This is a genomic window from Candidatus Margulisiibacteriota bacterium, from assembly GCA_041658645.1.
GTDB lineage: Bacteria > Margulisbacteria > WOR-1 > O2-12-FULL-45-9 > XYB2-FULL-48-7 > JBAZZV01.
In genome coordinates this window covers 1-14,503 of record JBAZZV010000016.1, presented here as the reverse complement: position 1 = coordinate 14,503, position 14,503 = coordinate 1, and the positions used below count along the sequence as shown (strand labels likewise).

At 55.3% G+C, this 14,503-nt stretch carries 1 protein-coding gene; it reads right to left on the bottom strand.

From position 1 onward, the window contains the following. The coding region (locus tag WC903_08895) for a hypothetical protein (GenBank protein MFA5894061.1) at window positions 1-14,503 on the bottom strand (14,503 nt) is incomplete at both ends.

Here is a 14,503-nt window from a genome sequence, read left to right as displayed (position 1 = left end):
AGCGCTTCGCGGGTGTTCGAATCGGTCCTGATCCGCAGGGCGGGATCCGCTGTTCCGGCGTCGATCGACATCGTGCCGGTCATGGTATCGCCGGCCTTGAGGACATAGTTCCCGCCGCTCATGGCGGTTGTTTGGATGGTGGTGTCGGGGAATTTGATCCCGCCGGTGGTTGTTTCGATCGTGCCGGTAACGGTCAATTTTGAGCCGGGTTCCGTTGAGCCGATGCCGACGTTGCCGCCATGTAATATCGTCAGTTTTTCCCCGGCCTGACTTGAGAATGTGTAGACTTTACCCGCATCTCCGGGATTAAAGGCGGTTTCAAATAGCAAAGGGCCTGCGCCGTCGGAGGTTTTTCCAATTTTATGTGTCACGGTGTTATTGGCCGAAGAGTACTGCCACCCGATATAACTGTTATAGGGCATGGTCAGCTTCACCCCGGGGGCGGTGGTCCCGATGCCGACATTGCCGGCCTTGGAAACATACAGCGCTTCGCGGGTGTTCGAATCAGTCCTGATCCGCAGGGCGGGATCCGCTGTCCCGGCGTCGATCGACATCGTCCCGGTCATAGTGTCGCCGGCTTTGAGGACGTAGTTTGCCGGTGTTGCGGCAGTAGTCTGGATGGTTGTATCGGGGAATTTAATTCCGCCGGCGGTCGTTTCGATCGTGCCGGTAACGCTCAATTTTTGTCTTGATTCCGTCGTGCCGATGCTGACGTTGCCGCCCTGAATAACCCTTATAGCGTCAACCCATGCAGTATTGCCCGCATTTCTTGTGTTAAGTGTAATATATCCGCTTCCACCATCATCATCAGAATATAATGTTAAATTAGTAGAACCTCCTAAATATGCCGCTTCTCCGATGTTATTTCCAGCTATGTCTAAACTACCCCTAAAAATTGATGTCCCGTTAACATCTAACTTTGCCCCCGGTCCCGTCGTCCCGATGCCGACGTTGCCGGCCTTGGAAATATACAGCGCTTCGCGGGTGTTCGAATCGGTCCTGATCCGTAAGGCGGGATCCGCTGTCCCGGCGTCGATCGACATCGTCCCGGTCATGGTATCGCCGGCCTTGAGGACGTAGTTCGAGCCGCTAACGGCGGTAGTCTGGATGGTGGCGTCGGGGAATTTGATCCCGCCGGTGGTTGTTTCAATCGTCCCGGCGACGCTCAATTTTTGTCCCGGGGCAGGGGTGCCGATGCCGACGTTGCCGCCTGTTTTTACGCGCATTAATTCCGTCGGAGTAGCGCCACTGACCGACCGGACGATGAAGTTTGCGTTATTGCCCTGCGAGAAATCTGCAAAGATACTTCCATTACCACCTTTAACCAGGGTGTCTGATACATAGTTGCCTTCCCAGCCGCCGATCTCCAGCTGGTTCGAAGTATTGTACTTAAATATCGTGGCATTAGTGTTGTTGCCGCTATCGCGGGCATAGATAGCCGAGTTATTTGGCAACTTGATATCTCCCGCCACTGTCAATTTATAAACCGATTCCGTTGTGCCGATGCTGACGTTGCCGGAAACAATAACATTAGCTTGAGTAGTTAATGTCCCGGTCATCGTGTCGCCGGCTTTGAGGACATAATTCCCCGGTGTTGCGGCGGTGGTTTGGATCGTCGTGTCAGGGAATTTAATCCCGCCAGCCGTTGTTTCGATCGTGCCCGCAACGGTCAGTTTTTGGCCCGGGGCAGTGGTGCCGATGCCGACCTTGCCGGAGGTATTTTCACTGATCAGCTTGACCCAGGGTGACCAGGCACTGCTGTAGCGGCCTCTCATATAGATGCCCAGGTCGATCGAGTTGGTGGTTGCATACGGGACCGCCAATTGGGTAATGTTGCCGCTGCCGTCTTTTACGTTGTATTCAAAATTGAACGGATGAAAATAGGCGCTGGAATTAACCGGACCGTTGCTCGCGTTGCCCAGCAGCAGCGTGTTGCCGTTGCCGGCCCGGGTATTCGAAGAATCGTTCCACTCCAGCGACCCGGTGGTTGTCATCGCGCCGAAGCCGCCGATTATCTGGCCTTGCACATCTAATTTCGCGCCCGGGTTCGTTGTGCCGATGCCGACATTGCCGGAAGAAGTTGCGAGATAGGCATTGCCTGAAACGTTTAAACCTGTCGTTGCCGAATTCGTCAGCGTGCCGGTCATGGTGTCGCCGGCTTTGAGGACGTAATTGGCCGGCGTTGCGGCGGTGGTCTGAATGGTTGTGTCGGCGAATTTGAGGCCGCCGGAAGTTAACTCGATCGTGCCGGCCACGCTCAATTTTTGTCCCGGTGCCGTCGTCCCAATCCCGACGTTGCCGCTACTATTGATTCTTACCCTTTCCGCAAAACCGCTTGCGCCCCTTGTGCCAAAGGCAAGCTCACCGTAATTGTTAGTATGATCGGTATATTGTGTTCCAATCATTGTGGCCGGGGTACCCCCATCATCACTAAACAACAATGTGCTCCAGTTGTTAGCCGTCGTGTTAGTATTTGTCAGAGCCAGTCCCACCTGTGTAGCGTTTCCCGCGAACGTTGTTGAAGTATCCGCAACAGATGTTTCTAATTTACTTCCCGGTGCCGTCGTCCCGATGCCGACGTTGCCAGCCTTGGAGATATAGAGCGCTTCGCGGGTGTTCGAATCAGTCCTGATCCGCAGGGCGGGATCCGCTGTTCCGGCGTCGATCGACATCGTACCGGTCATCGTATCGCCGGCCTTGAGGACATAGTTAGAGCCGCTCATGGCGGTGGTCTGGATGGTGGCGTCGGGGAATTTGATCCCGCCGGCGGTGGTTTCGATCGTGCCGGCCACGGTCAGCGGTGAAGAAGGATTAGTGCTTCCTATCCCCACGTTGCCGCCATGTAATATCGTCAGTTTTTCCCCGGCCTGACTTGAGAATGTGTAGACTTTACCCGCATCTCCGGGATTAAAGGCGGTTTCAAATAGCAAAGGGCCTGCGCCGTCGGAGGTTTTTCCAATTTTATGTGTCACGGTGTTATTGGCCGAAGAGTACTGCCACCCGATATAACTGTTATAGGGCATGGTCAGCTTCACCCCGGGGGCGGTGGTCCCGATGCCGACATTGCCGGCCTTGGAGATATACAACGCTTCGCGGGTGTTCGAATCAGTCCTGATCCGCAGGGCGGGATCCGCTGTCCCGGCGTCGATCGACATCGTCCCGGTCATGGTGTCGCCGGCTTTGAGGACATAATTTGCCGGCGTTGCGGCGGTGGTCTGGATGGTTGTGTCGGGGAACTTGACGCCGCCGACCGTTGTTTCGATCGTGCCGGCCACGGTTAGAGGTGAGGTGGGAGCAGTGGTGCCGATGCCGACGTTGCCCGCTATGGTCATCCCATTACCGCCGGAAAGGGCCAGATACTTATTGCTGGGTAGCGAAATGGTCGGAGTAGCACTAGAGCTGCCCGCGTAATCGATCGCGCCATTAGTATTTACTCTAAATCTTACCGAATTAGCTCCTCCAGTATTGTTTCCGATTTGCAGGGGATAAGCCACGGAATCATTTGCCATCAAAATAGCGCCGCCATCTTTAGCGGTGATAACACCTCCAGCGCCGTCATTACCGTCACTAACCTCTAATTTTGATCCCGGCTCCGTCGTGCCGATGCCGACGCTGCCGCTGCTATTAATTCTCATCTTCTCCTGGATCGCATCTACGCCCTGAGGTCCAGAAGTAATATTGTTTGTATAAAAAGCTAAATATGTATTCCAATTCGAAGCCTCTCTTCCGGCTTCTATGACGGAAGAAATATGAGGACTGGCGCCACCCACGGAAAACACTAGAGGAATTTTATCGCCGTTTGCAGAACTAACGCTAGATTGCAAAATCATCGCTCCGGAATAATCAGAAACCTCATCAACAACAGTTGCTGCATCTGTTTTTACCAATGAAACTGTAAGCTCCTTGTAAGGAGTTGCCGTGCCGATGCCCACTTTATTGCCGGCAGTTGTGGCGAGATAAGCGTTGCCGATAGCGTTGATAGCGGTGGCTGCGGAGTTAGTCAGCGTGCCGGTCATAGTGTCGCCGGCTTTCTGAACATAGTTTGCCGGTGTTGCGGCAGTAGTTTGGATGGTTGTGTCGGGGAACTTAACCCCGCCGGCGGTCGTTTCGATCGTGCCGGCCACCGTCAGTTTCGAAGATGGTGTGGTTATGCCGATGCCGACGTTGCTTTCCACAGTTGATAAAGTAATCCCGCCCGATCCGGTGCCGACGGCGTCCAGGTTGATCCTGACCGGGGTTGAGGGAGAATTGCTGCCAAAGGTCGCGAAACCGTTGGACGCGTTCATTAAACTATTCCCGCCCTGCAGTCTGCCGCCGGAGCTGTAAATATTACCGGTTGCTGTTATGCCGCCGCCATTTACATCCAATTTCGCGCTTGGATTTGCCGTGCCGATGCCGACACTGCCCGATGAAGTAGCAAAGTTAGCGCCAGCCGTATTAGTCAGCGTCCCGGTCATAGTGTCGCCAGCTTTGAGGACATAATTGCCGGGAGTTGCGGCGGTCGTTTGGATCGTCGTGTCAGGGAATTTGATCCCGCCGGCGGTGGTTTCGATCGTCCCCACGACGCTCAATTTTTGTCTTGATTCCGTCGTGCCGATGCTGACGCTGCCGGTCCCGTCAATTACCGCAACCGTCGATGTTCCTACTTTGAAGTTTACGCCATAGCCAGTTTGACTCTGAATATTAGTAGCTTGGTTTGAATAATTGTATGTTCCAAGGGTAGCCGCGTAGATTATTGGAGCAACAATTGCGGCGCCATAGACTGAACCGTCATAGCCCACGGAAGCCTTTTCCACGCCATTGTTTCTTACGCTCAACAGCTTTGCTCCGGAGGTAGTGTAGCTTGGGGTGTCTAAGACATGGCCTACCGCCGAGGCTCCATCCGTTTGCCCGCTGGTCAGAGTTAGGGTGTTGCCGGAGGAAGACTTCAGAGCGGTGGTGGCGGAGGAAGTTAGCGTGCCGGTCATGGTGTCGCCGGCTTTCTGGACATAATTTGCCGGTGTTGCGGCAGTAGTTTGGATGGTTGTGTCGGGGAACTTAACCCCGCCGGTGGTTGTTTCGATCGTCCCGGCGACGCTTAACTTTTGTCCCGGGGCAGTGGTGCCGATGCCCACGTTGCCAGTACTATCAATTCTGACCTTTTCTGACCCATCAATTTGGAATGCATAATAGTTTGATGAATTGGCATTCCCGTTGGGTACATCCATATTAAACAGTATCGGTTTTTGATACCCATCAAGAGTTGTTCCAACTATACGGTTTCCCAATGAATCAGCTAATAAACTCAAATACTGTGATGTTTCTATGGTGGGTCTGGATGCTCGTATTTCCCCACTGGTTTCCAACTTCGCCCCTGGTCCTGTCGTCCCAATACCCACATTGCCGGCCTTGGAAACATACAGCGCTTCGCGGGTGTTCGAATCGGTCCTTATCCGCAAGGCGGAATCCGCTGTCCCGGCATCGATCGACATCGTCCCGGTCATAGTGTCGCCGGCTTTGAGGACTTTCGTTGTGTCGGAAACGTTGGTCAGGCCTGAACCATTGCCGGAGAAAGCTCCTGCGGTAATGATGCCGGTCGTATTGATGGCTACGCTGCTGCCGCCGCCGCCGATAGTGCCGGAGTTAATTGCGCCGCCCGAAACTTTACCGGCGGTGGTTATCGTGGCTAAATTGGAATCGGGGAGGGCGCCGGTAACTTTGGTGGTAAGATCCACAGCACCCGCTGCTATCGCGTCACTGGTAACTGATCCGGTTGCCATCTTTGCCGCGGTTATCTTGCCGCTGCCGATGGTTGGACTCGGATAAGTGCCGGTTAGATCGCCGCCTGCGTTACCGGAAGGAGCGACGTTAGTTAACGCGGAGCCATTGCCGGAGAAAGCTCCGGCAGTAATAGTGCCGGTGGTATTGATGGCGACACTGCTGCCGGCGCCGCCGATGGTGCCGGAGGTAATTGCCCCACCAGAAACTTTGCCGGCGGTAGTTATCGTGGCTAAATTGGAATCGGGGAGGGCGCCGGTTACTTTGGTAGTTAAATCAACCGCGTTGCTGGCAATGGCGGTGGCAGTGACGGCATTAGCGGCAATGGCATCACTGGTTATCGAACCCGTTCCCATCTTGGCGGCAGTTATCTTGCCGACGCCGATGGTCGGACTTGGGTAAGTGCCGGTTAGATCACCACCGGCATTGCCGAAAGGAGGAACGTTGGTTAGAGCGGAACCGTCACCGGAGAAAGCAGTCGCGGTAACTGTTCCCGTTACGTTGATCCCCGCGTTGGCAGTTAAAAGGCCGGTCATGGTGTCGCCGGCTTTAAGGACGTAGTTGCCCGGTGTTGCGGCGGTGGTCTGAATGGTTGTGTCGGGGAATTTGACACCGCCGCCGGAGCCGCTGGTCATTTCGATCGTACCCGCGACGGTCAGTTTTGACGACGGCTCCGTTGTCCCGATGCCGATGTTGCCGGTACGCTGCACTGTTAAATAGACATTATTGTTCCAGTCGCGAACATCTACTTTAGAATTTACAAAATCACCCATATACAACCGGGTACTGGATTCGGCATTGCCGTCATTGGTATGAATTGCCCCTACGGAAAGGTATCCGTTGAAATTTCCTCCTGTGTTAGTCCACGCCAGCACGCTTCCGTCGCCTACCCCGGTGATCGGACTTCTAAAAATCGGGGCAGTCATTCCAACCCGAGCAGCCGCTGTTCCGTCAGACATCAACCGGAGAGAATAGGTCGCCACGGTCGGGACCGCTCCTACGCCAATTTCAAAATACCCTTGCGAAAACTGGCCACCCGAGCCAATGCCTATGTTCCAGGTCCCATTATCAGTGGCCAGGGAGTTCTTGATCTCCAAAACTCCTTCTCCATCATTACTAACTCGCAATCTTCCCCCATTAATATCCAGCTTGGTACTTGGCGCCGTTGTGCCGATGCCAACATTGCCGGCCTTGGCGATATACAGCGCTTCGCGTGTGTTCGAATCGGTCCTTATCCGCAGGGCGGGATCCGCTGTCCCAGCGTCGATCGACAGCATGCCTGTCATTGTGTCGCCGGCCTTGAGGACTCTTGTCGTGTCGGAAACATTCGTCAAGCCCGAACCATTGCCGGAGAAAGCTCCGGCGGTGATGGTGCCGGTGGTGTTGATGGCTACGCTGCTGCCGCCGCCGCCGATGGTGCCGGAAGTAATGGCCCCTCCGGAAACTTTACCGGCGGTAGAGATAGTGTTCAGGGCGGAGTCGGGGATATTGGTCAGGCCTGAACCATTGCCGGAGAAAGCTCCTGCGGTAATGATGCCGGTCGTATTGATGGCTACGCTGCTGCCGCCGCCGCCGATAGTGCCGGAGTTAATTGCGCCGCCGGAAACTTTACCGGCGGTGGTTATCGTGGCTAAATTGGAATCGGGGAGGGCGCCGGTAACTTTGGTGGTTAAGTCAACCGCGTTGTTGGCGATGGCAGTGGCAGTGACGGCGTTAGCGGCAATGGCATCGCTGGTGACTGAACCGGTTCCCATCTTGGTGGCGGTTATTTTGCCCGTACCGATGGTTGGACTTGGGTAAGTGCCGGTTAGATCGCCGCCGGCATTGCCGGAAGGAGCGACGCTGGATAGAGCCGAGCCGTCGCCGGAAAAAGCAGTTGCTGTAACTGTTCCTGTTACGTTGATCCCGGCGTTGGCAGTTAAAAGACCGGTCATGGTGTCGCCGGCTTTGAGGACGTAATTAGCGCCGCTGACAGCGGTGGTCTGGATCGTCGTATCGGGGAACTTGATCCCGCCGGCGGTTGTTTCGATCGTGCCGGCGACGCTCAACTTTTGTCTTGATTCCGTCGTGCCGATGCTGACATTGCCGGTATTTGTGATTCTCATTCGTTCGCTTGCGCCAATTCCTCCCTGATTGGTTGAAAATAGAAGAGTTCCATCAGCACCGGCCCCGGAAGATTGGACTCTGATTGATGCACCATTTGAACCATAAAAGGTTTGGCCCGCCACCAGATCAAGATTTGTTACGTAGCCGGAAGTTGGCATAGCGTAAACTGTCTGACTGGCGCCCGTCAGTTTTAAATTTCCTCCATAAATATCCAACTTCGCCCCCGGTTCCGTCGTGCCGATGCCGACGTTGCCGCCCGTTAATATAGTTATTTGGTCAGTCGCTGAATTGCCGGCCCTAAAACCTAGAGCATAAGAAGTGTGGTTTGCCTTAAGATAGGTCTTGGCAGGAGAGGTTTCAAATCCCAAGACGCCGACTTGGACTGCTCCGCCGCCAAAAGCTATAGCATCACCGCCGGACACTCTGACATCCAGCTTGGTCGCTGGCCCCGTTGTGCCGATGCCGACACTGCCGGATGAAGTAGCAAAGTTAGCGCCCGCCGTGTTGGTCAAAGTGCCGGTCATGGTGTCGCCGGCCTTGAGAACGTAATTGCCGGGGGTTGCGGCGGTAGTCTGGATGGTTGTATCGGGGAATTTGATGCCGCCGACTGTCGTTTCGATCGTGCCGGCGACGGTCAGTTTCGAAGCTGGAGTGGTCGTACCGATGCCGACCTTGCCGCCGCTGGCAACATATTGCCAGGTCATTACTGGAAGGTTTTGATATGCGTCATACATTGTCAAATCATTACTGCCTGTTTTCTTGAGGGCCCAATCTACATACCCGCTCGCGTCGTTATACATATTAATATATGGAACGGTATTTGTATTTGCTTCATTTAGATGAACAGATAACTTCGCACCCGGCTCCGCCGTGCCGATGCCGACACTGCCGGATGAAGTTGCAAAATTAGCGCCCGCCGTATTGGTCAGCGTGCCGGTCATGGTATCGCCGGCCTTGAGGACATAGTTCCCGCCGCTCATGGCGGTTGTTTGGATGGTGGTGTCGGGGAATTTGATCCCGCCGACGGTCGTCTCGATCGTGCCGGCCACTGAAAGTTTTTGGCCCGGACTCGCCGCCCCGACGCCGACATTGCCGTTCTCATCAATCATCAACTGCTGCGTTCCAAGAGTCCCCGGCGTCGCTCCTGTATAAAATGCAAGTTGCCCAGCACCCTGAGACCATATTTGTGCTGCTTTTGTTCCGGCTACTAATTCAAGAAATACATTACCACCCGTGTTTGTAAAGCGTGCCGCTTGTTGATTTGCCGCTCCATATTTACTCACTTCCAACAACGCTCCCGGATTCGTCGTCCCAATCCCAAGATAACCGGCTTTAGAAACATACAGCGCTTCACGGGTGTTTGAATCAGTTCTTACCCGTAAAGCGGTGTTAGCTGTTCCGGCGTCTATGGTCAACGTGCCGGTCATGGTGTCGCCGGCTTTGAGGACTTTCGTTGTGTCGGAAACGTTGGTCAGGCCCGAGCCATTGCCGGAGAAAGCTCCCGCGGTGATGGTGCCGGTGGTGTTGATGGCTACGCTGCTGCCGGCGCCGCCGATAGTGCCGGAGGTAATGGCCCCTCCGGAAACTTTACCGGCGGTAGAGATAGTGTTCAGGGCGGAGTCGGGGATATTGGTCAGGCCTGAACCATTGCCGGAGAAAGCTCCTGCGGTGATGGTGCCGGTCGTATTGATGGCTACGCTGCTGCCGCCGCCGCCGATAGTGCCGGAGTTAATTGCGCCGCCGGAAACTTTACCGGCGGTGGTTATCGTGGCTAAATTGGAATCGGGGAGGGCGCCGGTAACTTTGGTGGTTAAGTCAACCGCGTTGTTGGCGATGGCAGTGGCAGTGACGGCGTTAGCGGCAATGGCATCGCTGGTGACTGAACCGGTTCCCATCTTGGCGGCGGTTATTTTGCCCGTACCGATGGTTGGACTTGGGTAAGTGCCGGTTAGATCGCCGCCGGCATTGCCGGAAGGAGCGACGTTGGTTAAGGTGGAGCCGTCGCCGGTGAATTTCCGCGCGATCACCTCGCCATCGCTGGACACTTCAAAAGTGGGGTTGGCGTCACCGGCCAGCCGGTAGGCCCGGATGGTGGAGAGCCCCGGCAGGGTTTGACTTTCCGCGCTCGGCCTGATGGTCAAAGCGACGAGAGTGGGGGCGTGCCTGATCTCCTGGACGGCAAAGGTGGCGACGGTCGACTCGACCGTGGTCGCTCTCCCCTTGACCCAGAGATTGCCGTTGACCACCGCGTTGTTGGCGGTCAGATCTCCCGTCGTATTGATCGCGGTATTGCCGCCGATCGTGCCGGAGGTGATGGCACTGCCGGAGACTTTGCCGGCGGTAGAAATTGTGGCTAAATTGGAATCGGGGAGGGCGCCGGTAACTTTGGTGGTAAGGTCCACAGCACCTGCCCCTATCGCGTCATTGGTGACGGAACCAGTTGCCATTTTAGAAGCGGTTATTTTGCCGCTGCCGATCGTTGGACTGGGATAGGTGCCGGTTAGATCGCCGCCGGCATTGCCGGAAGGAGCGACGTTAGTTAAGGCGGCTCCATTGCCGGAGAAAGCTCCGGCAGTAATAGTGCCGGTGGTATTGATGGCGACACTGCTGCCGGCGCCGCCGATGGTGCCGGAGTTGATGGCACCTCCGGAAACTTTACCGGCGGTAGTTATTGTTGCCAGGTTAGAATCGGGGAGAGCGCCGGTAACTTTGGTAGTTAAATCAACCGCGTTGTTGGCGATGGCAGTGGAGGTGACAGCATTGGCGGCAAGAGCATCGCTGGTGACAGAGCCCGTTCCCATCTTGGCCGCAGTTATTTTGCCGCTGCCGATGGTTGGGCTTGGGTAAGTGCCGGTTAGATCCCCACCAGCGTTGCCTGAAGGAGCGACGTTAGTTAAGGCGGAACCGTTGCCGGAGAAAGCGCCAGCTGTAATCGTGCCGGTGGTGCTGATGTTTATACCGCTCGCCAAATTTGAACCAATAATTTTGCCGCTGCCGATGGTTGGATTGGGATAGGTACCGGTTAAGTCGCCGCCGGCATTGCCTGAAGGAGCGACGCTGGTTAGAGCCGAGCCGTTGCCGGAGAAAGCTCCGGCGGTGATGGTGCCGGTGGTGTTGATGGCTACGCTGCTGCCGGCGCCGCCGATAGTGCCGGAAGTAATGGCGCCGCCGGAAACTTTACCGGCGGTGGTTATCGTGGCTAAATTGGAATCGGGGAGGGCGCCGGTAACTTTGGTGGTTAAGTCAACAGCACTGTTGGCAATGGCTCCGGAGGTAACGGCATTGGCAGCAAGAGCATCGCTGGTGATTGAACCGGTCGCCATCTTAGCTGCGGTTATTTTGCCGCTGCCGATGGTTGGACTTGGGTAAGTACCGGTTAAGTCGCCGCCCGCGTTGCCTGAAGGAGCGACATTGGTTAAACCAGAACCATTCCCCACAAAAGCTCCCGCAGTAACGGTCCCGGTAGTATTTATAGCCGTTGAGCCGCCGATGGTGCCCGAAGTAATTGCACTGCCGGAAACTTTACCGGCGGTAGAGATTGTAGCCAGGTTGGAATCGGGTAGAGAGCCGGTAACTTTAGTGGTTAGATCAACTGCGTTAGCGGCTATCGCGGTGGAAGTAACGGCATTGGCGGCGATGGCGGCGCTGGTAACAACACCGGTACCGAAATTAGCCGCGGTTAAGGTGTTATTGGCGATCTTAGCTCCTGTGACTGTTCCACTGCCGATTGTCGGATTGGGATAAGTGCCAGTTAGATCTCCGCCGGCATTGCCGGAAGGCGGAACATTGGTTAGGGCGGAACCGTTGCCGGAGAAAGCGGTTGCTGTAACTGTTCCCGTTACGTTGATCCCGGCGTTGGCAGTTAAAAGGCCGGTCATCGTATCGCCGGTTTTCTGGACATAATTGCCGGGAGTAGCGGCGGTCGTTTGAATAGTAGCATCAGGGAATTTGAGGCCGCCGCCGGAGCCGGCGGTCATTTCGATTGTGCCCGCGACGCTCAATTTTTGTCCCGGGGCGGTGGTGCCGATGCCGACATTGCCGGTGCCGTCGATCACCGCAACCGTCGATGTTCCTACCTTGAAGTTTACGCCATATCCAGTGGCACTCTGAATATTAGTAGCTTGGTTTGAATAATTGTAGGTTCCAATGGTAGATGCGTACACAAGGGGAGCTTGTAATGTGGAAGCTTGTACTGTGCTTGAAAATCTGCCAATACCATCACCAGCTACATCCAAAGCGTATAAAGGATTCGTCGTGCCAATGCCGACCTTGCCCGACTTGGAAATATACAGCGCTTCGCGGGTGTTCGAATCAGTCCTTATTCGTAGGGCGGAATCCGATGTTCCGGCGTCTATGGAGAGCGTCCCGGTCATGGTGTCGCCGGCTTTGAGGACCCTTGTTGTGTCGGAAACGTTGGTCAGGCCGGAGCCGTTGCCGGAGAAAGCTCCAGCGGTAACGGTGCCGGTCGTGTTAATTGCCGTTGAACCACCGATGGTGCCGGAAGTAATTGCACTGCCGGAAACTTTGCCGGCAGTGGTTATCGTGGCTAAATTGGAATCGGGGAGGGCGCCGGTTACTTTGGTAGTTAAATCAACCGCGTTGCTGGCAATGGCGGTGGCAGTGACGGCATTAGCGGCAATGGCATCACTGGTGATTGAACCAGTTGCCATTTTAGCTGCGGTTATTTTCCCACTGCCGATGGTTGGACTTGGGTAAGTACCGGTCAGATCGCCGCCCGCGTTGCCGGAAGGAGCGACGCTGGTTAACCCGGAACCATTCCCCACAAAAGCGGCTGCTGTTACTGTGCCGGTAGTATTTATGGCTGTACTTCCGCCAATTGTTCCAGAAGTAATTGCACCTCCGGAAACTTTGCCGGCGGTAGTTATCGTGGCTAAGTTGGAATCAGGGAGGGAACCAGTTACTTTGGTGGTTAAATCAACCGCATTGCTGGCAATGGCGGTGGAGGTGACGGCATTAGCGGCAATGGCTCCGGCGGTAACAGCTCCGGTAGTAAGTTTGGAAGCATCAATAGCACCGGCAGCGATCGCGTCATTGGTTACTGAACCGGTAGCCATCTTTGCCGCAGTTATCTTGCCGCTGCCGATTGTCGGACTTGGGTAAGTGCCGGTTAGATCCCCACCGGCGTTGCCGGAAGGAGCGACGCTGGTTAAACCAGAGCCATTCCCCACAAAAGCCGCCGCGGTAACGGTTCCGGTAGTATTTATAGCCGTTGAGCCGCCAATAGTGCCCGAAGTAATTGCCCCACCGGAAACTTTACCGGCGGTGGTTATTGTTGCCAAGTTAGAATCGGGGAGGGCTCCGGTAACCTTGGTGGTTAAATCAACAGCACTGTTGGCAATGGCAGTGGCAGTGACGGCATTGGCCGCTATGGCATCGCTGGTAATTGAACCGGTTGCCATCTTAGAAGCGGTTATCTTCCCGCTACCGATGGTTGGACTTGGGTAAGTACCGGTTAGATCTCCTCCAGCGTTGCCTGAAGGAGCGACATTGGTTAAAGCGGAGCCATTGCCGGAGAAAGCTCCGGCAGTAATAGTGCCGGTGGTATTGATGGCGACACTGCTGCCGGCGCCGCCGATGGTGCCGGAGTTGATGGCACCTCCGGAAACTTTACCGGCGGTAGTTATTGTTGCCAGGTTAGAATCGGGGAGAGCGCCGGTAACTTTGGTGGTTAAGTCAACAGCATTGTTGGCGATGGCAGTGGAGGTGACAGCATTGGCGGCAAGAGCATCGCTGGTGACAGAGCCCGTTCCCATCTTGGCCGCAGTTATTTTGCCGCTGCCGATGGTTGGACTTGGATAGGTGCCGGTTAAGTCGCCGCCGGCATTGCCGGAAGGAGCGACGTTAGTTAGGCCGGAACCGTCGCCTTCAAAATTAGTTGCCTTGACTGTTCCGGCAACCTCCAGGGTTCTTGAGGGGCTGGTCGTGCCGATGCCGACATAGCCGCCGTTTGTAATTCTCATCATTTCAACATCTGTTGTACCTACAAATTTAATTTGGGTTGCTCCAGACGCAACCTTGAACTGTGATATTTCACTTTCGTAAGCAAGAAACGAGAGATTGTTACCCTTACGCTTGAAACCTCCATCAACTGCCGTGCCTTGAATTTTTAATATATAGGCACCGTCAGCTACTCCACTATGATTTACCTCAAGTGGAGCTCCCGGCGCCGTCGTCCCGATGCCGACTTTGCCGGTCTTAGAGATATAGAGCGCTTCGCGAGTGTTCGAATCGGTCCTTATCCGTAAGGCGGAATCCGCTGTTCCGGCGTCTATGGAGAGCGTACCGGTCATGGTGTCGCCGGCCTTGAGGACTCTTGTCGTGTCGGAAACATTCGTCAAGCCCGAACCATTGCCGGAGAAAGCTCCGGCGGTGATGGTGCCGGTGGTGTTGATGGCTACGCTGCTGCCGGCGCCGCCGATAGTGCCGGAGGTAATGGCCCCTCCAGAAACTTTACCGGCGGTAGAGATAGTGTTCAGGGCGGAGTCGGGGATATTGGTCAGGCCTGAACCGTTGCCGGAGAAAGCTCCGGCGGTGATGGTGCCGGTGGTGTTGATGGCTACGCTGCTGCCGGCGCCGCCGATAGTGCCGGAAGTAATGGCGCCGCCGGAAACTTTACCGG